At 34.0% G+C, this 20,691-nt stretch carries 21 protein-coding genes; 19 read left to right on the top strand and 2 right to left on the bottom strand.

Annotated elements, in window-relative coordinates; all coding sequences use genetic code 11:
- Window positions 1-48: 48 nt before the first annotated feature.
- Together sucC and ES675_RS12925 are read right to left on the bottom strand one after the other, a co-directional pair.
- On the bottom strand, window positions 49-1,242 hold the full coding sequence (gene sucC, locus ES675_RS12930) for an ADP-forming succinate--CoA ligase subunit beta (RefSeq protein WP_066254353.1): 1,194 nt from the start codon (window positions 1,240-1,242) through the stop codon (window positions 49-51).
- Between the two features lie 125 nt (window positions 1,243-1,367).
- The gene (locus ES675_RS12925) at window positions 1,368-2,378 is read right to left on the bottom strand and encodes a T9SS type A sorting domain-containing protein (protein ID WP_066254349.1); all 1,011 of its coding nucleotides are present in this window, start codon (window positions 2,376-2,378) and stop codon (window positions 1,368-1,370) included.
- Window positions 2,379-2,579: 201 nt separating this feature from the next.
- Between ES675_RS12925 and ES675_RS12920 the strand changes: the two genes are divergently transcribed.
- The 19 genes from ES675_RS12920 (at window position 2,580) to ES675_RS12840 (ending at window position 20,482) form a co-directional block, all read left to right on the top strand.
- On the top strand, window positions 2,580-4,523 hold the full coding sequence (locus ES675_RS12920) for a tetratricopeptide repeat-containing sensor histidine kinase (protein ID WP_066254343.1): 1,944 nt from the start codon (window positions 2,580-2,582) through the stop codon (window positions 4,521-4,523).
- Complete coding sequence (locus ES675_RS12915; protein WP_066254340.1) at window positions 4,523-5,266, top strand: LytR/AlgR family response regulator transcription factor; 744 nt, start codon at window positions 4,523-4,525, stop codon at window positions 5,264-5,266. The genes ES675_RS12920 and ES675_RS12915 overlap by 1 nt, the downstream gene beginning before the upstream one ends.
- Before the next feature lie 142 nt (window positions 5,267-5,408).
- On the top strand, window positions 5,409-6,146 hold the full coding sequence (locus ES675_RS12910) for a hypothetical protein (protein ID WP_082985971.1): 738 nt from the start codon (window positions 5,409-5,411) through the stop codon (window positions 6,144-6,146).
- A 27-nt stretch (window positions 6,147-6,173) separates the two neighbouring features.
- On the top strand, window positions 6,174-6,932 hold the full coding sequence (locus tag ES675_RS12905; protein WP_066254337.1) for a hypothetical protein: 759 nt from the start codon (window positions 6,174-6,176) through the stop codon (window positions 6,930-6,932).
- A 59-nt stretch (window positions 6,933-6,991) separates the two neighbouring features.
- Window positions 6,992-7,507, top strand: coding sequence for a nuclear transport factor 2-like protein (locus ES675_RS12900; protein WP_066254332.1), 516 nt, complete (start codon window positions 6,992-6,994; stop codon window positions 7,505-7,507).
- A 292-nt stretch (window positions 7,508-7,799) separates the two neighbouring features.
- Window positions 7,800-8,099 (top strand): hypothetical protein, encoded by a 300-nt coding sequence (locus tag ES675_RS12895; RefSeq protein ID WP_066254329.1) that lies wholly within the window; start codon window positions 7,800-7,802, stop codon window positions 8,097-8,099.
- A gap of 173 nt (window positions 8,100-8,272) precedes the next feature.
- Window positions 8,273-8,443: a hypothetical protein gene (locus ES675_RS16465; RefSeq protein WP_157448689.1), complete on the top strand. Its 171-nt coding sequence runs from the start codon at window positions 8,273-8,275 to the stop codon at window positions 8,441-8,443.
- A gap of 108 nt (window positions 8,444-8,551) precedes the next feature.
- A complete protein-coding gene (locus tag ES675_RS16460) occupies window positions 8,552-8,695 on the top strand; it encodes a hypothetical protein (RefSeq protein ID WP_170244090.1) in 144 nt (47 codons plus the stop codon).
- A 3-nt stretch (window positions 8,696-8,698) separates the two neighbouring features.
- A complete protein-coding gene (locus ES675_RS12890; RefSeq protein WP_066254325.1) occupies window positions 8,699-9,637 on the top strand; it encodes an NAD-dependent epimerase/dehydratase family protein in 939 nt (312 codons plus the stop codon).
- A gap of 77 nt (window positions 9,638-9,714) precedes the next feature.
- Complete coding sequence (locus ES675_RS12885) at window positions 9,715-10,761, top strand: methyltransferase (RefSeq protein WP_066254321.1); 1,047 nt, start codon at window positions 9,715-9,717, stop codon at window positions 10,759-10,761.
- A gap of 29 nt (window positions 10,762-10,790) precedes the next feature.
- Window positions 10,791-11,312: a RidA family protein gene (locus tag ES675_RS12880; protein WP_066254317.1), complete on the top strand. Its 522-nt coding sequence runs from the start codon at window positions 10,791-10,793 to the stop codon at window positions 11,310-11,312.
- Window positions 11,313-11,348: 36 nt separating this feature from the next.
- The gene (locus ES675_RS12875) at window positions 11,349-12,902 is read left to right on the top strand and encodes a M20/M25/M40 family metallo-hydrolase (RefSeq protein ID WP_066254377.1); all 1,554 of its coding nucleotides are present in this window, start codon (window positions 11,349-11,351) and stop codon (window positions 12,900-12,902) included.
- A 139-nt stretch (window positions 12,903-13,041) separates the two neighbouring features.
- Window positions 13,042-13,449, top strand: coding sequence for a nuclear transport factor 2 family protein (locus ES675_RS12870; RefSeq protein ID WP_066254313.1), 408 nt, complete (start codon window positions 13,042-13,044; stop codon window positions 13,447-13,449).
- A gap of 94 nt (window positions 13,450-13,543) precedes the next feature.
- On the top strand, window positions 13,544-13,813 hold the full coding sequence (locus tag ES675_RS12865; protein WP_066254375.1) for a hypothetical protein: 270 nt from the start codon (window positions 13,544-13,546) through the stop codon (window positions 13,811-13,813).
- 128 nt (window positions 13,814-13,941) lie between these two features.
- Window positions 13,942-15,003 (top strand): proline iminopeptidase-family hydrolase, encoded by a 1,062-nt coding sequence (locus ES675_RS12860; protein WP_066254310.1) that lies wholly within the window; start codon window positions 13,942-13,944, stop codon window positions 15,001-15,003.
- Window positions 15,004-15,082: 79 nt separating this feature from the next.
- On the top strand, window positions 15,083-15,970 hold the full coding sequence (locus ES675_RS12855; RefSeq protein ID WP_066254306.1) for an ABC transporter ATP-binding protein: 888 nt from the start codon (window positions 15,083-15,085) through the stop codon (window positions 15,968-15,970).
- A 34-nt stretch (window positions 15,971-16,004) separates the two neighbouring features.
- Window positions 16,005-19,649: an ABC transporter permease/M1 family aminopeptidase gene (locus tag ES675_RS12850; RefSeq protein ID WP_066254302.1), complete on the top strand. Its 3,645-nt coding sequence runs from the start codon at window positions 16,005-16,007 to the stop codon at window positions 19,647-19,649.
- 51 nt (window positions 19,650-19,700) lie between these two features.
- On the top strand, window positions 19,701-19,910 hold the full coding sequence (locus ES675_RS12845; protein WP_066254300.1) for a DUF6090 family protein: 210 nt from the start codon (window positions 19,701-19,703) through the stop codon (window positions 19,908-19,910).
- A 242-nt stretch (window positions 19,911-20,152) separates the two neighbouring features.
- The gene (locus ES675_RS12840) at window positions 20,153-20,482 is read left to right on the top strand and encodes a hypothetical protein (protein ID WP_148367487.1); all 330 of its coding nucleotides are present in this window, start codon (window positions 20,153-20,155) and stop codon (window positions 20,480-20,482) included.
- Window positions 20,483-20,691: the final 209 nt, after the last annotated feature.

Raw genomic sequence — 20,691 nt, 5'->3', positions numbered from 1 at the left:
CTCCCAAATAATTTGAGAGCTTTTTTTATGATTAGAATATCATCTATATTATTTTGATAATACTTCATGTACTTTATCTGCAGCTTCTTGAAATTCTGTAGCACTCATAACGGCTAACCCTGAATTATCAATCAACTCTTTTGCAATATCCGCATTGGTACCTTGAAGGCGCACAATAATTGGCACTTCAATATTACCCATGCTTTTGTATGCATCAATAACACCTTGAGCAACACGATCACAACGTACAATACCACCAAAGATGTTAATCAAGATTGCTTTTACGTTTGGATCTCTTAAAATTAACTCGAAAGCCATTTCTACACGAGCAGCATCAGCTGTACCACCAACATCTAAAAAGTTAGCTGGCTCACCACCTGCTTGCTTAATTAAATCCATAGTTGCCATAGCAAGTCCTGCACCATTTACCATACAACCAACGTTTCCGTCAAGATCCACATAGTTTAGTCCAGCTTCTTTAGCTTCTACTTCAATAGCATTTTCTTCACGTAAATCGCGTAAAGCGGCATAGTCTTTATGACGGTATAATGCATTTTCATCCATTGTTACCTTCGCATCAACAGCCATAATTTTGTCATCACTTGTTTTTAACACTGGGTTAATTTCAAATAATGAAGAATCAGACTTATCATAAGCCGTATATAATGCCGTTACGAATTTGGTCATTTCTTTAAAAGCTAAACCAGACAGTCCTAAATTAAAAGCAATTTTACGAGCTTGAAAAGGCATAATTCCAACAGAAGGATCAATTTCTTCAGTAAAAATTAAATGTGGCGTTTCTTCGGCAACTGTTTCAATATCCATTCCACCTTCCGTAGAATACATAATCATGTTACGACCAGTAGCACGATTTAATAAAACAGACATATAATATTCTTCAGGTTCATTATCACCAGGATAATAAACATCTTCGGCAACCAATACTTGATGAACACGCTTACCTTCAGCAGACGTTTGCGGGGTTACTAAATCCATTCCGATGATTTCACCTGCAATTCTTTCAACCTCTTCAAGGCTTTTTGCAATTTTCACACCACCACCTTTACCACGTCCACCAGCATGAACTTGGGCTTTAATAACGTGCCAGCCAGTACCAGTATCTTCTGTTAGTTTTTTGGCAGCTGCAACAGCTTCTTGAGCATTTTGAGCTACAATACCACGCTGGATACGTACACCAAAACTACTTAACATTTCTTTTCCTTGATATTCGTGTAAATTCATCTTATAAATTCGTTTGTAGTTTTCTCACCAAGAGAAAATCATTAAATTTTTAGTTGCACAAAAGTAATCAACCTAACGCTTTTAACCAATAATTTTTAAAAGTTGTTTTCAGATTGATTAAAAATTTATTTCTTCAGAAACTTCTTCGTCATAAGTCCTCCTTTCGTTTGAACAGCTACAATATAAAGTCCGCTATGTAAACCAGATACATCCATAGATTTCGAAGCCCCAACAGAACTTAAAATAACGCGTCCATTTATATCTGAAACACGAATAGATTGAATTGCATTTGGTGCATTATAAGAAATGTTTAAAACATTATTCACCGGGTTTGGAACCACTCGAAATTCATTAGCAACCAAAGCATTTGTTGGTGTAGATAATGGATTGGTTAAGAAACTTTCCATAAGCGTAACCGTTTCATTAATACCTGCAAAAGCAAACACTATTTCCGCGGTATTAGATCTAAAAACAAGATTCCCGTTACTATTATCATAATAGTAATAGGATGTTTGATTAACTGTTCCATTAAAAATAACAACTGTTAAGGTTAAATTTTGAACAACTTTAAGTCTAGTAACATTACCACTGTAAGCACCTTCACCAACATCATTCATGTTTAAAGTTCCATGCGCATCAACCGTAGTTGTTATGGTTCCTGTAAAATCTCCTGAAGCAGCATCGCTTGAAAAGCTACCAGCTACAGCATCGGATGTTGTATTAGTATAGCTTAAGGGAAATGTTCCCAAAAGCGCATTATTATCATCATAATTTAATTCAAACCCTGCAGCTGAAACACCTGTAAAAGAAAAAGCGCCAGACATTTCTTCTTTAGCATAAATATTATTTTCGTCCGCTGAACCCGATGTTGTAATGGTTGAAATATTGGTTGTTCCTGGATAAGTTGCTAATTGTGCAGCATCTGGTGCAGCATAGGTATCTGTATTTGTACCTACTGAAGTTAAATTTGTAAAATCCCACGTCAATCCAGCACCTGAAGCACTTTGATCTAATGCTGGTGTAGATTCTACAAGAGCATATGAAGACATCGGAATACTAAAGAAATCATTAATTGGTGATTGTGCGAAACCAATAGAAGTTACGACTGTTGATATTAAAAGTAATGTTTTTTTCATTTTATGATTTATTAATTAATAGCGGGTTAAATGTACAAAAACGCGCTTATTAATCTGATCAAAAACAAATTTTATTGATTATCTACCGAAAACATACAGAGCTTTTTTTTAAGATTAGAAGAACATAAACACCCAACTAAATTATTTTTTACTACATTTATAAACCTTCAAGTCTTTAATAATAGCATAAAAAAAAGACTTATGATTAAAAAAACACCATCCATTGCTACGCTCTTTCTGGTAGTTATGCTTTGCTACGTCCAAAATATTTCAGCCCAAAACAATTCGAATAAAACTATAGATAGTCTTTCTGTGGTACTTAATCTTGAGAAAAATCAAGAAAAAAAGTTAGAAATACTTGACAACATTGTTGCTGTTGCTTTCCAATCAGATTTAAATCTAGCTAAAACTTATGCTAGAAAAGGTGTTCAATTATCAGAAGAATTTAACAATAAAAACTGGCAGCCAAAATTTTATGAAATGCAAGGTCGCATGCATGCGAATCTATTGGAATTAGATTCAGCATCCATCAATTTTGATAAAGCTTTAAAAGGTTATACAGATATTGATGATAAAAAAGGCCAAGCTACCACCTATTTTAAAATTGGTTGGGTTCATAAGCGGCAAGGCAATATTGAAGACGCTTTAAAGGTTGACCTGAAAGCTCTAAAACTCATGGAGTCTATAGATGATAAATTGGGAATTGCTGGTGCTTATAACCGGATTTCAGAAGATTTAACCAAACAAGGCAGGCATGAAGAAGCCTACGAATATGCATTAAAAACAATTGCCCTGTGTAAAGAAAACAATTTGGAAGTTGAACTGGCTTATGCTTACACTGCAGCTGGAGATACACAAATAGCTATGGGTAATAGTGAAGCATCATTTGGTTATTATGATGAAGCCCTTATTTTGGCGAAATCCCTTGATTTTTCAATTTATGATGTTTTAAATTTCTCAAATAATCGCGCAAATGCCTTGAAGCGCATGGGGAATTACGAAGAAGCTAAAATGGCTTATGAGCAGGCATTAACCAAAGCAGAATCCGTTAATTATGGAAATGCTATTTATGTGATTACAGCCAATCTTGGCGAAATTAATCTACTATTAGGCAACTATGAAGATGCTTTAAAATATCAATTACAAACAGTAGCCACACAAGAATCTGAAGGTGATGCATCCAATTTAACAGAAGGCTATCACCATTTAAGTTCTATTTATGAACAGTTGAAAAATTATCCGTTGGCATTAGAATTCCAAAAAAAGGCACTTGTTATGCGTGATAGTACGGCAAAAATAGAGAGTGATAAAACCATGTCCGAATTAATGACGCAGTTTGAAACCGAAAAGAAAGATCAAACCATTACCGCTCAAAATACTCAAATTGCCCAACAAGAAAGAACACAAATCCTTTACATTACTATTGGAACTATTCTAGCATTAAGTTTATTAGGTATGGTTTTAAGTTTTAGAAACATTCGGAAAAAACGGCAGGCTTTACAAGTCTTAAATGCCGAATTGGATACCAAAAACAATCAGAATGAATTGCTACTAAAAGAAATTCATCATCGGGTAAAAAACAACCTAGAAATGGTAAAAAGCCTGATTGCTTTACAATCGGCTCAATTGGAAGATTCTGCCACAAAGGACGCTATGATTGCGAGTCAAAATCGGGTGCAATCCATGGGAATTATTCATCAGAAGCTCTATCAAGGCACCAATTTAGGTTCTATAGAAATGAAGGACTATTTCTTGAATTTGAGTGATGGTATTTTAGATTCATTTAACGCTGAAAACAAAATTAAAATAGAATGTGCCATGGAGCAATTGGAATTGGATGTGGACACAGCAGTTCCTATTGGATTAATTGTGAATGAGCTATTAACCAATGCCATAAAATATGCGTTTCCGAATACCGAAACTGGAAAAATATCCATTCAGTTAGAACAAAAAACAAATGAAATTCTGCATTTAAAAGTCACCGATAATGGCATTGGAAAAGTATTAGGCCTTGCACCAAAAGGCACCGGTTTTGGGTCGCAACTTATTCAACTATTAACCCAACAATTAAACGGAACCATGCAGGAAGATGGAGAAAAAGGGACCTCCGTTTCATTTCAATTTAAACACCAAAAAGCAGCTTAATGGAACAACCTATAAAAATATTAATTGTTGAAGATGAAATGATTATTGCTGCTAATATTTCATTACAACTCACCAATTTAGGTTATGAAGTAACGGGAATTATACCGCGAGGCGAAGAAGCACTTATTCACATAAAAGAAAACAAACCAGATATATTATTATTAGACATTCAATTAAAAGGTAGTATTGATGGCATTGAAATGGCTCAAATCATGCAACAAGATTATAACATCCCCATCATTTACTTGACTGCCAATACAGACGATGCACATTTTGCAAAAGCTAAAACTACTAATCCGCATGCTTTTATTTCTAAACCATTTAAAAAATTAGATTTACAACACGCTATTGAACTTACCATAAACAACATACAAAAGGATGAATTATTAGTAAAAAGCGACCCTAAAAATGATCTGGCTCCATTTGTATTAAGCGACTGCATATTTGTAAGACACCATGATAAAATGGTAAAAGTCGCAATTTGTAATATACTATATATTGAAGCAGAACGTAATTATTGCCGCATCTATTCCAAGACAAAAGAATACCTACTGGTAATGACTTTAAAAGATTTGGACGAAAAATTACCAACCAATCTCTTCTTACGAATTCACAGATCCTTTATTGTAAATATCTCTCATATTGATGAAATAGCAACCAGTCACGTTGTTATTTCAAAAAAGGCTATTCCATTGAGCAAGAGCTTAAAAGAAGAACTACTCAATAGGTTACATACTATTTAAAGTGCGGATAAATAAAATACTACTTTCGGACAGACACAGGATATCCTCATCCTAACACACTTGCCATTTTCTTTGATTATCAGTTATTTAGAGCAACACGAAATGTGTTACGCTATTAATTAATCTTTTAAAACTAGTAATCATGAAAACTATTAAATCAATTATGGTATTAGCCACTTTGCTATTACTAATCCCTTGTTCTACAAACGCTCAAGAACAAGAAAGCTTTATTATGAACCTAACCGAATTCACGGTTAAGTTTGGGCAAGACAACAATTTTACCGATGGTGTCAAAAAATGGAATAAATGCTATCAAGACAATAACGGAACCGAGAAATGGAATGTATGGCACCGTTTGCAAGGTAAAGGAAATGTGTATGTACTTACAGATAACATGGCAAACTGGGCTGAAATGAGCAAGGTAGACGCAGCAGGAAATACATGTCGTAACGTTGCCCTAGAGTCGATAATGCCTTTCATTGAAAGTTCAGAATTTAATACAACGAGATCTTGGCCACAAATGAGCCGAAAAGCCCCTTTTGGCGATGCGACTATTGTTTGGGTAACAAACTTTGAGGTTGAGGACGACTTTACATTTAATAAAATTATAAAAGAGGTCACTTCTGCCATATCATCTAAAGAAGGAGACAAAAGAGGCTATTGGTACCGAGTAATGGGAGGCGAGGGAGCTAATTATTTTGTTTCAACACCCTATAAAGATTTTGCTGCAATGGATATGAATGAAGACAATGTATGGAAGGTTTATGAAAGTGTTCATGGTGAGAAAAAAACTTTAGAAACGCGAGAGAAATTTAGAGAATCCGTAAAAGATATTTGGAGCTACACTTTTATGCTAGAAAAGGAATTAAGCATGGAATAATAATCAACTAACTTAAAACTTACAATTATGAAAACAATTAAAACAATTACGTTGCTATTAATCATATGCATGCTGACTCCTGTAGTATTAACGGCTCAAAACCAAGCTTATTGGATTCATGCTGATCAGGTAAAACCCAGCAAACAGACAAATTATGAGCAAATAACACAAGATTTTATAGCAGCTTGTAAAAAGCATGATTTGAAAAATTCAGATTGGGTAACTGCTCGCACAGATGATGGCATGTATTTAAATATCATGCCAATAGCAAACATGGCAGATTTAGACAAGAACCCTTTGGCTCCTTTAATGGAAAAAATGGGAGAAAAAAATTTCCAAGCCATTTTTGAAAACTTCGATACGTGCTATGATAAACATGGCGATTATATTCTTTATCTAATGAAGGATTTATCCTATATGCCAAATGGTTTAACAACCAATACGCCCGAACAAAATTACCGGAAATGGCATTATTTTCATGTAACGCCTGCAAACGAGCAAGCACTGTATGAAAAAATTAAGGAAATAAAAGCTCTCTATGAAAAAAAGAATTCGAAAGAATACTATAGAATTTATAGAAGTGGATTTGGTACTATGGGAGAGTATTACATAGCTAGTATTTCTGCAAAAGATGAGCAGACCTATTCCAAAACATCCACCGAAAACAACTCACTTTTAGGAAATGAAGGTGCAAAACTATTTGCTGATATCTATGTGCTTCTAGAAAAATATGAAGTAAAAACAGGACGTATGAGACCAGATTTAGGCTATACAGCTAAAAAATAACAACCAAACTGAAACCTACCGGAAACAATCCAGTAGGTTTCAATTATAAATTAAATAATATGAAAAAACTATTCTTAATAGGGTTTGCAATAATCCTATGTACAGCATGTGAGCAAACAGAAAAGCGATATACCATGCAATCTCCAGAAATAGACTCGTTCAAACAAGTAATAGATGCATATCAAAAGCAAGATTGGGCAACATACAAATCGCATTATGCAGATACGGCCAAAATTATGAGCAATACAACTCTAGAATTTGCCAAAACTATTGATCAAGAAATTGCACAAAATAAAAAAGATGCGAGCCTGTTTCATTCCTGGAAATATAACCCTGAAGATGTCGAATATGAAATGGTAATTACAGATGAAGGTGAAACTTGGGTGAATTTCTGGGGAGATTGGAAAGCGCGTTTAAAAGAAAATAATAAGGAATATACAATTCCAGCACATATTACAGCCCGTTTTCTAAATGGCAAAATAGTCAGAGAGGTAGGCTATTGGGATATATCAAAATTAGCTCTGGATTTACAACAAATGGAAATAGCTAAAAACAAGCCAGTTCCAAGTGAATAATGACCTATAAATCACCGGCATAACTCATAAGTGAATCATGAGAATTCAAGTAAATTAAACATTAGCGTGGGGAATAAAGTAGGGAATTTAAACCAATGTATTTGTTTGTCTATTATTTACAAGGCATTTTCGTTGCCTACTAACAAGTGAGCTTTTTTCTCAACCGACATGTTTTATAGTTTAACAAGATTTATTAAAAACACAGGAGGTTTTTCTAATTTTTGAATGTTGGTATAACGTGTCAAACTTATTGAATTCTAACAAGATAATAATTTACAAAAAGCTAAATATTATGAAATATAGTTTTCTATTCGGGCTAGTTTTTATTTTAAGTATCAGTTGTGATAAGTTGGAAAAACCAGTTCATCAAAAATTGGTAAAAGTTAAAACGTGTGAAACTTTAATTAAAAACTATAGAAATAAATCTCATGAAAGAAACCTACTTGCAGATTCTTCTGAAATAAGCAACGCCAAAGAAGATGATGTGGTTAAAAAAGATAAAGCCATGGTTTCCATGATTCGGTATTATTATGACATGTCCAATGTTATGAAAAATACAAGCTGGGCATTTAAAAGTAGAAAAAAGAAATAGACTTAAAAAGTCTTGGAGTAAATCTCACAATAAAAACAAACAGGTAGATAAAATTTTTAGAGGGAATTTATAGAGGCTCGTCAAAATTAGTTTTAGTGAAGTTATTATTACCCTTATGTGGCGAATGCATTCTTTTCTACCTGCTTTTATTCAACATTAAAAAGCTATTAATTATGAAATACTATAAAACAATAATATTTCTGTTTATGCCATTGGGCTTTTATAGCTCTTATGCGCAATCAGCTATTACCAAATCTGACAAAACGCAATTAAGGGCTTTTTATGATGCCTTATCTCATAACATGCCAACAGCTGAAACACTTAAAATATTAATACCAAATTAAAAATTACTTACTAATAGTTCAGTTCCTGAAAAATAGAAAAGAAACACGATTACATTAAATGAGGTCATTGAAAACTAGTGGACACAAGTAGAAGTGCGTAATTTAAAAATGGAGGTAATTCAAGATCATATCATTCAAGTTACTAGAGAATTATCAGGAAGACAACCAACGGAATGTGAGTTTATAACAACTAAATTCCGGCATTTATGGAGAAAAAATGACAAAATAGACAACAAATTAGCAAAACAATAGGACATGAAAAAAGTAGGCATCATCGGCGGTTCAGGGTTTATAGGAAGCCACATTACCAAAACATTTTTAGAAAATGGTTTTGAGGTAAAAGCTTCTACAACAGATATTTCCAATGAAAGTAAATATCAGCATTTAATGAATTTAAAAAATGCTGAAAACTTACATATTAGCGAATTGGATGTAAGAGACAAAAATCAATTAAAACAGTTTGTTTCAAACTGTGATATTGTCATTCATGGTGGCACACCATTTCAATTGGACTTTAAAGATGCCAAAACGGAATTATTTGATCCAACCATTAAAGGCACCGAAAATTTTCTAGAAGTTATTAATAAAGTTTCTACCATTAAAAAAGTGGTCATCATGGCATCAGTTGCTGCATATAATACAAACTTTCCCTTACCGCCTGGTAACAAAATGGCATCAGATACTTTTAATGAAAAAGACACGCCTTTTTTTAGTGAAGAAAGTCATCCTTACGCACAGGCAAAATTTCTGGCCAATCAAACCGTAAATAGTTTTATAAAAGCCCATCCAAACGCCAACGTAGAAATTACAAGTCTGTCTCCAGTTGCCGTTTTTGGAAAATCCATGTCACAACGAGAAGATTCTACCTCAACAGGTTTACAGTATTTAATAAAAAACAATTTAGCTCCCAATCCGTTTATCCAAATGCTTTATGATACCAATGCGGAAATGGCAGTTGTTAATGTAACAGATGTAGCAATTGCCGCGTATAAAGCAGCCACTATTTCTGGGTTACATGGCAAAAACTATTTATTGAGCAGCGAAACGTATCCTGTTTCAGATATCAACTTGATGCTAAACAATCAAGCACCTGAAAACCTACCAAAAATAATTTATCAAAACCAACTTGCTGAACATGATTTGGGATTACCGTTTAATTCTGTAATGTCAACTTTAAAGGAATATAATTCTTAATAAACTGCTGTTAAAAATGCATTAATCAATTGAACAAAAGCAGAATTAAAATTTTAAATACTAAATAATTAAAAATAATGGAAACCACAACAATACAACCAACACCAGCCGCAATCCTACAAATGGGAACAGGATTTTGGGCATCAAAAGTTTTATTGACTGCCGTAAATTTTCAATTATTCACCCATTTAGCGAAACACGGATCGATGTCTGCAAAAGCCATCAAAAATATTTTAGAATTAAAATGCAGCGACAGAAACCTGTATGATTTTTTAGATTGCCTAACCGGTTTGAGCTTTTTAGAACGTGAAGGTCTTTTAGAAACTGCACACTATTCTAATACTGTGGATACAGCTATTTTTTTAGACAAAGACAAACCATCCTACATTGGAGGCATTCTTGAAATGCAGAATGAACAAGGCTGGAATGTTTGGGCAAAACTCGATAATGGATTAAAAACCGGTTTGATTCAACATGAAATAAAAGATAATGGCGAGAACATTTTCGATTTTATAAGTAAAGATCCTGAAATGTTCAAAAAATTCGTCGATGGTATGACAGGTGTGCAAATGGGCAACTTTATAGCCTTGGCAGAAAAATTCGACTTTTCAAACTACAAAACGCTTGTAGATGCTGGAGGTTCAGCAGGTGTGCTCTCTGTTATGATTGCCAAACACAATCCACACATAAAATGTACAACGTTTGATTTACCTGCGTTGGAATTTATGGCGAAAGAGACGGTACAAAAATTTAAAATGACAGAACAAGTAAAAGTGACGAATGGTGACTTTTTTAAAGATGCATTACCAAAATCAGACATTGTAACCATGGGAAATATACTACATGATTGGGATGAAGAAACAAAAATTAAACTCATGAAAACGGCCTATGATGCTTTACCAAAAGGAGGCGTTTTTATTGCCATTGAACATGTTATTGATGACCAGCGAAAAGAAAATGTCTTTGGCTTAATGATGAGCCTAAATATGCTTATAGAAACAGGCGATGGTTTTAATTACACGTTCTCCGATTTCAATAAATGGGCAAAAAAAGCAGGTTTCTCAACTACAGAATTAATGCCTTTGGCAGGACCATCCAGTGCTGCAATTGCTTATAAACTATAAAATTCATATAATCATTAAATCGAATAAATATGAGAACAACAAAATTTACACTATTGGTAATTGCTTTAGTGACTGCTATTTCAATATCAAGCTGTAACAAGAAAACCAAAACGGAAACAACCGTAGAAAAACCAGTATCCACTGAAACCGTTGTTGCAAATGAAACACCAGACTATTTTCTACTGCGTCCAGAAGTAGAAAAGGCTTATGGTTACACGCATGCTGTAAAAATTGGAAATTCTATTAAAGTCTCTGGTGCTGTTAGTATGGATGACGAAGGAAACCCTACTGCCATTGGCGATTTAGAACAACAAATGAAAAACTGTTATGCTGATCTATATAAAATATTAAAACATTATGGCTGCACATTTGACGATGTAGTCGTGGAAAACGTATTCACAACTGATATGGCCAAGTTTTTAGAATTTGCAGGTTACAGAACAGAAATCTATAAAAAACAATTTCCTACGGGTTCTTGGCTTGGTGTTAAAGAGTTGGCAATTCCAGAATTTATGATTGAGATAGAATTGGAAGTACACAAGACGCAATAATGATTAATGCAAATGAAAAACATTAAATATAAAACCATGAAAATCACATCAAAAACTCTTATCGCAACATTCCTTTTCATAGGATACGTTGCTACCAGCCAAACACTGCCGCAAGCACTTTCTAAAATTAATACCGAAGGTTTTCAGAAATCGCAAGTCATGAGTCTTATTTCAGATCTGTCTGATGTTTATGGCCCTCGTTTAACTGGAACAAATCAATATTACACAGCTGCAGAATGGGCAAAGAAAACCATAGAAAGCTGGGGAGTTGATAAAGTTTACTTCGAAAACTATTGTGATGATTGTATGGGTTGGGAAGTCAAATCTTTCAATGTAGAAATGACAGAACCTGCTTATATGAAAATACAAGCTTATCCGTATGCTTGGACAGAAAGTTCCAATGGTGTACAAATTGGCGATATGATATGGATTGAAAACTGGTCTAATTTAGAACAAATTAAAAAACAATGGCATGGAAAACTAAATGGAAAAACCATATTGATAGGGTCAGCACCAGAACAAAACATGCTATTTAATGCCCTTGCAACACGATTTACGGAAAACCAAATCGAGACAGCCGAAAAATCGATTTTACCTGTACCGAATAATCCATTAGGCTCATCAGCAGGAGATCTAAATTTAATTGAAGATTTAGAGGTTGTTTTTGAGACTTTTATGAGGAAAGACGATGCTTTTTTCGCCTTTTTAAAAGCAGAAGGCGCTTTAAGTATTTTAGGAACAACGCCATTTTTTCCTGGTGTTATTCATCCAAGTGGCACGTACAATTTTAGAGAAAGCCATGAAAAGCCTGTACCCTATTTTGCCATTTCGCCAGAAAGTTTCGGAAAATTAAAACGCTTAAACGCTAGAGGAATTACGCCAAAAATTAAATTCCATTTAGATTCTGAATTATATCTAAACCCTAAAAACAATGTCAATATTATCGCAGAAATTACAGGGTCAGATTTAAAATTAAAAGATGAAGTGGTCATGATTGGAGCACATTTTGATTCTTGGCATCCAGCTTCTGGAGCAACAGATAATGGCGCAGGCTCTGCTGTTATGATGGAAGTGATGCGAATTATTAAAGCATCTGGATTAAAACCAAAACGCACGATTAGAATTGCACTTTGGGGAGGCGAAGAACAAGGGTATTTAGGTTCTATGTCGTATGCTGAAAATCACTATGGAAAAGCAAAAGAAACGACTCGGAAAAAGGAGGTTGAAAAAATCTCTGCATACTTAAATATGGATAATGGCGCTGGACAGATGCGAGGTATTTATTTACAAGGAAACGAAGCAGTCAGACCCATTTTTGAAAACATGTTAGAAACTTATTCGTATTTAGATGTTAATAATTTAACCATTCAAAACACCAATTTTACAGATCATGATGTATTTGATTATTACAAAATTCCAGGATTTCAAATCATTCAAGACCCTTTAAACTATAGTACAGTAACGCATCACACAAATTTAGATGCATTAGAATATGTTCCAGAACGCGATATGATGATTAACGCGACAGTCATTGCAGCGTTGGTATATCAAATTGCACAAAGAGATTTACGCTTACCGAGAGAAGAGTAATCTAAAATAAATTACAATTAAAAAAAACATAAACTAAAATCAAGAATTATGAAACGAGCATGCTAAAAGCGTTATCATCTGTAGGAATGATTAAAAGCGAACAGCATGTGACCATTAAAAAAACAATAAAAATAAACACATGAAAAATAATCAAAACACCCAAATCATTGACACTATGTATAATGCATTCGCCACAGGCGATATGCCAACGGTATTGGGTTCTATGAATCCTAAAATAGAATGGAATGAAGCTGAAAGTAACTCTATGGCAGATGGCAATCCATACATTGGTCCAGATGCTATTTTAAATGGGGTTTTTGCACGTCTTGGAGCTAATCATGACTATTTCAACCTAGCTAACATCAAGCTTCACGACATGAGTAACAATCAGGTTCTAGCTACGTTAAGGTATGATGCTAAAAATAAAGAAACCAGTAAAGCATATAATGCGCAAGCCGCACATTTGTGGACATTAAAGGATGGGAAAGTAATTGCATTTCAACAGTATGTAGACACCAAAAAATTAGCTGATGCGGAGATGAAGTAAAATAAAAACCAGGTAAGCCTACCTACCTACCTACCTACCTGACGGCAGGCAGGAAACCGATGAGAGTAGGCAAAACTATTTAAATATGAAAAATATGAAAACAACAATCGTAACCAGACACAAAGTAGGAAGTTTTGACACATGGCTTAAAGGCCATCAAGACAGACTTGATATATTTAAACCTGCCATATCAGGCATTAAAACGTTCCAAGATACTGATGATCCCAATTCTGTAGCTATGACAATCGAAGTCACAGATATGGTTAAGTTTCAAGCTATTTTAAATGATCCAGCTACTGAAGTTTTTAAAAAAAAGCATACCGTAATAGACCCAATTACAGTTTCCATACAAGTAGAACACTAAAAGCCTATTTAAATCGGATGTGTGGTTTGCTCCATCTGTTCATTCGTTTTATTTAAAGAAAATAATTTAAAAAAGCATAAATAAGCCAATAACTGATTAACTTTCAAGAAAGTAATAAACCAACCAAAATGAAAAAATCAATTTATCTTCTCATTCTTTCAGCAACATTTATTTTAAGCTGTGGTGAAAAACAAGCCGAAAAAACGAGCACAACAACCACCAAAACCGAAATTAAATCTTCATATTTCGATTATTCCAATAGTGACGATCAAAAAACGGGAGGCATTAAAATGATTCCTATTAAAACCCCTAAAGGCACTTTTAACGTTTGGACAAAACGCGTGGGAAATAACCCGAAAATGAAAGTGTTATTACTTCATGGAGGACCAGGTGGCACTCACGAATTTTTTGAAAATTTTGATGGCTACTTACCAAACGAAGAAATTGAATACATCTATTATGATCAATTGGATAGTTATCATAGCGATAAACCAAACGATTCAACTCTTTGGACGATTGAGCATTTTGTGGATGAAGTTGAACAGGTTCGAAAAGCCTTGAGTCTTGACAAAGATAATTTTTACTTACTTGGACAATCTTGGGGTGGAATGTTAGCGATGGAATACGCATTGAAACATCAAGATAATTTAAAAGGTTTAATCATTTCAAATATGATGGCAAGCTTTCCTGAATATGAAAAATATGCGGCAGATGTTTTAGGACCGCAATTACCTCCAGAAATTTATAAAGAAATCAAAGCTATGGAAGCCAAGAAAGATTTTGGCAATCCACGATATACAGAATTGGTCACACAGCATTACTACACCAAACACGTCTTACATATGCCTTTAGATGAATGGCCAGAATTTATCAATCGTAGTTTTTCACATCTCAATCCAAACATTTACATATACATGCAAGGCTATAGCGAATTTGGAGTCACTGGAAATGCCTCGTTAAAAGGTTGGGATATTTCTAATCGCTTACCTGAACTGAAAATTCCCACTTTAATGATTGGTGGTACGTATGACACCATGGATCCTAAATACATAGAATGGATGAGTACCCAAGTACAAAACGGCAGAAGTTTAACCACAGAATCAGGACATATATCTCAATATGACGATCCTGAAGCTTATTTCTCTGGATTGATACAATTTATAAAAGATGTGGATAATGGATCATTTTAAAGGAATTCCTTTATCTAAAAACTAAATTGATTATCTGATTGATAATTAGCAATATAAAACCAACCAAACACAATAAATTATGGAATTAAAAATCGAAAATCTTAATAAAACCTATTCAAACGGTGTCAAAGCTTTAAACAATATTACGCTTAACATTCCTCAAGGCATGTTCGGACTTTTAGGGCCAAATGGCGCTGGGAAATCATCGTTAATGAGAACCTTAGCAACATTACAACAAGCCGATTCTGGCTCTGTCACGTTAGGCGATTTAGATATTTTAAAAGACAAAGCCGAAGTCAGAAAAATTCTAGGCTACTTACCACAGGAGTTTGGTGTATATCCTAAAGTTAGTTCCTATAATATGCTGAATCATATTGCTTCACTAAAAGGAATAGCCAACAAAGGCGAACGTAAAGATTTGGTTGAATCACTACTAAATAAAACCAATTTATGGCATGTTCGGAATAAAAGTTTAGGAACGTATTCTGGTGGAATGAAACAACGTTTTGGTATTGCACAAGCCTTAATAGGCGATCCAAAATTAATAATTGTTGATGAACCAACTGCTGGTTTAGATCCTGCTGAACGAAATCGTTTTCATAATTTATTATGCGAAATTGGCGAAAATACCATCGTCATTTTATCGACACATATTGTGGATGATATTTCGAATTTATGTAACAATATGGCTATAATTTGTTTAGGCGAAGTCGTGGTAAAAGGCATTCCAAATGATTTAACTCAAGGTATTAAAGACAAGGTTTGGACAAAAGCGATAGAAAAAGGCGAATTGGCAAACTACCAATCTGATCTACAAGTTATTTCCACACATTTAAAAGCAGGAAAAACCATAATTCACGTATTAAGTGATAACCAACCCGATGCTTCTTTTCAAGCTACTGCTGCAGATTTGGAAGATGTTTATTTTGCTGAAATCACATCGCGTATGGATGCTACTTTAGTTTAATTGTTTCATAAATTCATTTTAAAATCGTTCAATTATGTTTAAAGAAATTTTCATATTCGAAATTAAGTACAGATTAAAACGTCCAGCAACTTGGGCATATTTTGGAATTCTAATGGTATTTGGATTAATAGTCGCCATTGGCGGAAATGGTCCTGCTTCAGAAAAGGTTTTTGTAAACTCGCCGGTTGCTATTGCTACCATGTTAACAACCATTAGCATTTTTGGTATTATGCTTTCTAGCGCCATAATGGGTGTTCCAGTTTATAGAGATATAGAGCACAAAACAGAAAATTACTATTTCTCATATCCAATTAGTGAAAAAGGCTATTTATTAGGGCGTTTTTTCGGTTCAATGTCCGTGTTATTCATGGTAAGTTTAGGATTACAATTAGGATTAATTATAGGTTTTGCTGTAGGTCCTTTAGCAGGTTATGAGGAACCAGAACGCTTTACCACATTTAACCTTTGGCATTACATACAACCTACCTTATTTTTGTATTGGACTAATTTTTTCTTTGCAGGTTGTATTTTCTTTGCTTTGGTAGGTTTAACTAAAAAGGTCATGTTGGCTTATGCAGGTGGTGCCATCCTTTTTATTACGTATTTAATCACTTTGACTTTAACTCAAGATATTGAAAATAAAGATTTAGTAAGCTTATTGGATCCTTTTGGTTTAGGTGCGTATCAAAATATGATTCAATACTGGACACCCGAAGAACAAAATAGTTTAACGGTTCCGTTTACAGGTATGTTAATTTGGAATCGGATTATTTGGGTTGGATTGGGTGTATTGGTATTTCTTTTTACCTTATTTCGTTTTGATTTTCAGAAGTTTTTAAATAAAAACTATACGTCGAAAAAGAAAAAAGATCATGCAGATAAAACGCTTGCAACAACTGCACAAACTAAAATCCCTAATGTTTCACAAGTTTTCTCAAATGGTTTAAATATTAAATTATTGTTTGGGTTAGCCTTAATGGAATTCAAAAATATTATTAGAGATAAGTTTTTTATAGCCATATTAATTGCTGCTGTGTTATTTCTGTTTTTCGACGGATGGTTTGGTTCGCCTATTTATGGAACACCTTCCTTGCCACTCACCTATTATATGCTAGAAATGAAAAATGCTACCTATGTCATTCTCATTTTTATTCTTATTGTATTTATGACAGGTGAAGTATTGCATAGAGAACGGAATGTAAATTACGATCAAATATTTGGATCCCTTCCATTACCAAATCGTTTAGTATATGGTTCTAAATTTTTAGCATTAGTCTTGATCAGTTTTGTTTTAGTCAACATGATTTTAGTTAGTGGTGTTATAAATCAAATTCTGAAAGGGTATTTTAATTTTGAATTTGATAAGTACTTTACAGACTTGTATTTAATTGAATTTCCTAAATATATCATCTTCGTATTATTAGCCTTTTTCGTTCACTCATTAGTAAACAAAAAATTCGTAGGCCACGTTATTGCTATTGCTTTTTGGGTATTGCTTTTTGGACTAAACAGCATAGGCGATGTGAACAATAATTTATACTTATATAGCTATGCTCCTGGTTATACGGTTTCTGATATGAATGGATTCGGGCATTTTGCCGAAGCGTTATTCTGGTTTAGAACCTATTGGTTGGCCTGTGGAGGTGTATTATTAGTTATTGGATATCTTTTTTGGAAACGCGGAACAGATTCCGGTAGAAAAGCCCGTTGGCAAGTAGCTAAAGAACGATTGAATATCAGAACGATTTCAGCTTTTGTTATTCTGTTCGCTATTTTTATAGGTTCGGGTGCATTTATTAATTACAACACCAAAACGTTAAACAACTACCGAACCGTAGAACAAGGAACCATTGGATCTGCGGAATATGAAAAGCAATTAAGTAAATACGATAAAATTGCGCAACCAAAAGTTATTGATGTAAAAGTCTTTGCAGATTTAGTACCCGAAGAACGTGCTGCTACAATTAGAACTAAATATGTAATGGTTAACAAAACAGATGAAGTAATAGATTCGTTACATCTTAATTGGGGACCAGAAGGACTGCTTAAGAAAGAAGTAAAACTCTTAACTTTAGATGGTAAATCACCAAAATTGGGTAAACGTTTTGATGATTTTGGTTACGAAATTTATGCTTTTGAAAAACCGTTACAACCTAAAGACACCATCACGTTAGAGTTGGAGATTGCAGCTAATTATGAAGGATTCCCTAATGAAGGTTCGGGATCTGATATTGTTTATAATGGCACGTTTTTAAATAACAATTTTTTCCCAACATTTGGTTATAGTGCTCAAGGAGAATTAACCAGTGACCAAGACCGTAAAAAGTATGATTTACCTATAAAAGAGTATCAACTACCAGAACAAACAGACCCTTGGGGAACGCGTAATTTACTCTTTAATGATGATGCAGATTATATTACTTTTGAAGGTGTTGTAAGCACAGCTCCTAATCAAATTGCAATAATGCCTGGCCAATTGCAAAAAGAATGGGAAGAAAATGGCCGTAAATATTACCACTATAAAATGTCAGGAGAATTAGATTTCTTCTATAATATTTCTTCTGCAGAATATGATGTTCATAGAGAGGTTTGGACAGGGAAATCAGGCGAAAAAGTAAATATTGAAATATTTCATCATCCAACTCATACGTATAATATAGATCGATTTGTAAAAAGTGTAAAACACTCAATGGATTACTTTTCTGAAAATTTTGGAGCTTACCAATATAGACAAATGCGTATTCTAGAGTTTCCAAGATATCAAGGTTTTGCACAATCATTTCCTAATACCGTTCCTTTTTCAGAGAGTTTCGCTTGGGTTGGTGATTTTAGTGATCCGAATGATGTAGACTACCTTTATTTTGTTACTTCACACGAGATGGCGCATCAATGGTGGGGACATCAAATTACACCATCGGCAACCCGAGGTGCAAATCAAATTTCAGAATCTATGGCAGAATATGCTGCACTTATGGTAATGAAAGAAGAATATGGAGCAGATGCCATGCAACGATTTCTTAAAGATGAATTAGATCGCTATTTAAGAGGCAGAGCCAATGAAAGTAAATTTGAAAAGACACTTTTAGATAATGACAATCAAGCCTATGTTTGGTATCAAAAAGGAGGTCTCATTCTTTTTGGACTTCAAGATTTAATTGGTGAAAACACGTTAAACAGCGCTTTTAAAGCCTATACGGAAGCTGCACGATTCAGACCAGAAGCGCCTTTTACTACAACAATAGAATGGTATGATTATATGAAATCTGTCACTCCAGATTCACTACAATATTATTTAAAAGATAGTTTTGAAAAGATTACCCTCTACTCCAACAAAGTTACAGAAGCTACTTATGTAAAACTTGCAGAAAACAAATACAAAGTGACCATGGAAGTTGAAAGCTCAAAAAAATATTTTGATGGTAATGGTAAACTACTAGCTACAGGAGACAAACCAAACCTCCTTGAAATTGCGGTTTTTGATACTGATATTGAAAACACACAAGGCATGACAATAAAATCGCCTTTAGTTATAGAAAAAGTATGGGTAAAACCAGGAAAATCCACGTTTACTTATATCACTTCAAAACTTCCCATAAAAGCAGGAATAGATCCTTACAATAAAATGATAGATCGGATTCCTGATGATAATCTCCAGAATATAGAGGAAAATTTAGATTGAGTTTTACGAAATGTTTTGTGGACGGAAATTATAACAGGAAGAGACATAGATATGATAAAATTGTTCAAAAAATTAGGATATACATCATTAGAAACAGGAAAAAACTCAAAATATCTAAAGTATGCCATTGGTGAAATAATTCTTGTGGTTCTTGGTATTTTGATTGCGCTTTCTATTAATAATTGGAATGAAAATAGAAAATCTAGAAACGAAGAAGCAAAGATTCTAATTGCGTTAAAAGCCGATTTCAAAGTCTCTTAAGAAAGAATTGAAAAAACTATTAAATATCAATCCAAAGTAATAAACCACAGTAAAGTTCTAGCAGAAATTTATGAAAGGCAAAATAAAAAAGAGCAGCACTATTTTAATACACATTTAGACGCTTTGAGCCTTCTTATTAGTGGGGCACTTCGTGGTATCGCGCAGAACCAGTTATAGGAGCTTACAATTCGTTGATAAGTGCTGGAAAAGTTGACCTCATACAAAATGAAAACTTAAGAAGCTTGTTAGCACAGTTTGTTGCAGACTTTGAATCTGGCTTTGAAGACCAAGAATCTTCGATGCAATTTTTAGAAAAGCTAAAAAATGCAACAAGTTCTTTTGTGTTTAAAATAGCCGATAATAAAATTAGAAAAAGATTAAAGTATAAATCGAGGAAAATTGACAGTCTTAATATCGCTGAAACTTTCTTCGCAAATGATTCTTACTTTGGGAACTTGTTTATGAAATCTATCGACGAGCTTAATAGGTTAAAACGACAAAGACAGATGTTGGAACAAGTAAATTCAATTTTAGATAGTATAGAAAAAGAGTCAGTAAATAAATTAAATTGAAAAATAACGAAAGCCGGCCTGCCGCCAGGTAGGCACAACACTATTTAAAATGAACCATGAACCAATAATATTCTCGCCTTCCTGCCTCTCAGGCGGTCATCCGATAAAACCTTCTCCATATCAAGCAACATCAATTGTGCGCATTGCACAAATAGCTAAATCAAAATGTTGCCAAACTTCAACGTTTAGTATTACAACATTATAGTCCA

It is taken from the genome of Algorimicrobium algoritergicola, assembly GCF_008086165.1.
Classification (GTDB): Bacteria; Bacteroidota; Bacteroidia; order Flavobacteriales; family Flavobacteriaceae; genus Algorimicrobium; species Algorimicrobium algoritergicola.
This window is presented reverse-complemented; position numbering and strand designations above follow the sequence as displayed.

What these genes read in the sequence shown, in the direction of transcription:
- ES675_RS12925 (WP_066254349.1), bottom strand. Translation starts at nt 2,378, where the DNA reads ATGAAAAAAACATTACTTTTAATATCAACAGTCGTAACTTCTATTGGT.
- ES675_RS12855 (WP_066254306.1), top strand. Translation starts at nt 15,083, where the DNA reads ATGGAATTAAAAATCGAAAATCTTAATAAAACCTATTCAAACGGTGTC.
- ES675_RS12895 (WP_066254329.1), top strand. Translation starts at nt 7,800, where the DNA reads ATGAAATATAGTTTTCTATTCGGGCTAGTTTTTATTTTAAGTATCAGT.
- ES675_RS12920 (WP_066254343.1), top strand. Translation starts at nt 2,580, where the DNA reads ATGATTAAAAAAACACCATCCATTGCTACGCTCTTTCTGGTAGTTATG.
- ES675_RS12845 (WP_066254300.1), top strand. Translation starts at nt 19,701, where the DNA reads ATGATAAAATTGTTCAAAAAATTAGGATATACATCATTAGAAACAGGA.
- ES675_RS12880 (WP_066254317.1), top strand. Translation starts at nt 10,791, where the DNA reads ATGAGAACAACAAAATTTACACTATTGGTAATTGCTTTAGTGACTGCT.
- ES675_RS12870 (WP_066254313.1), top strand. Translation starts at nt 13,042, where the DNA reads ATGAAAAATAATCAAAACACCCAAATCATTGACACTATGTATAATGCA.
- ES675_RS16465 (WP_157448689.1), top strand. Translation starts at nt 8,273, where the DNA reads ATGAAATACTATAAAACAATAATATTTCTGTTTATGCCATTGGGCTTT.
- ES675_RS16460 (WP_170244090.1), top strand. Translation starts at nt 8,552, where the DNA reads ATGGAGGTAATTCAAGATCATATCATTCAAGTTACTAGAGAATTATCA.
- ES675_RS12910 (WP_082985971.1), top strand. Translation starts at nt 5,409, where the DNA reads ATGAAAACTATTAAATCAATTATGGTATTAGCCACTTTGCTATTACTA.
- sucC (WP_066254353.1), bottom strand. Translation starts at nt 1,242, where the DNA reads ATGAATTTACACGAATATCAAGGAAAAGAAATGTTAAGTAGTTTTGGT.
- ES675_RS12850 (WP_066254302.1), top strand. Translation starts at nt 16,005, where the DNA reads ATGTTTAAAGAAATTTTCATATTCGAAATTAAGTACAGATTAAAACGT.
- ES675_RS12865 (WP_066254375.1), top strand. Translation starts at nt 13,544, where the DNA reads ATGAAAACAACAATCGTAACCAGACACAAAGTAGGAAGTTTTGACACA.
- ES675_RS12905 (WP_066254337.1), top strand. Translation starts at nt 6,174, where the DNA reads ATGAAAACAATTAAAACAATTACGTTGCTATTAATCATATGCATGCTG.
- ES675_RS12875 (WP_066254377.1), top strand. Translation starts at nt 11,349, where the DNA reads ATGAAAATCACATCAAAAACTCTTATCGCAACATTCCTTTTCATAGGA.
- ES675_RS12860 (WP_066254310.1), top strand. Translation starts at nt 13,942, where the DNA reads ATGAAAAAATCAATTTATCTTCTCATTCTTTCAGCAACATTTATTTTA.
- ES675_RS12885 (WP_066254321.1), top strand. Translation starts at nt 9,715, where the DNA reads ATGGAAACCACAACAATACAACCAACACCAGCCGCAATCCTACAAATG.
- ES675_RS12915 (WP_066254340.1), top strand. Translation starts at nt 4,523, where the DNA reads ATGGAACAACCTATAAAAATATTAATTGTTGAAGATGAAATGATTATT.
- ES675_RS12900 (WP_066254332.1), top strand. Translation starts at nt 6,992, where the DNA reads ATGAAAAAACTATTCTTAATAGGGTTTGCAATAATCCTATGTACAGCA.
- ES675_RS12890 (WP_066254325.1), top strand. Translation starts at nt 8,699, where the DNA reads ATGAAAAAAGTAGGCATCATCGGCGGTTCAGGGTTTATAGGAAGCCAC.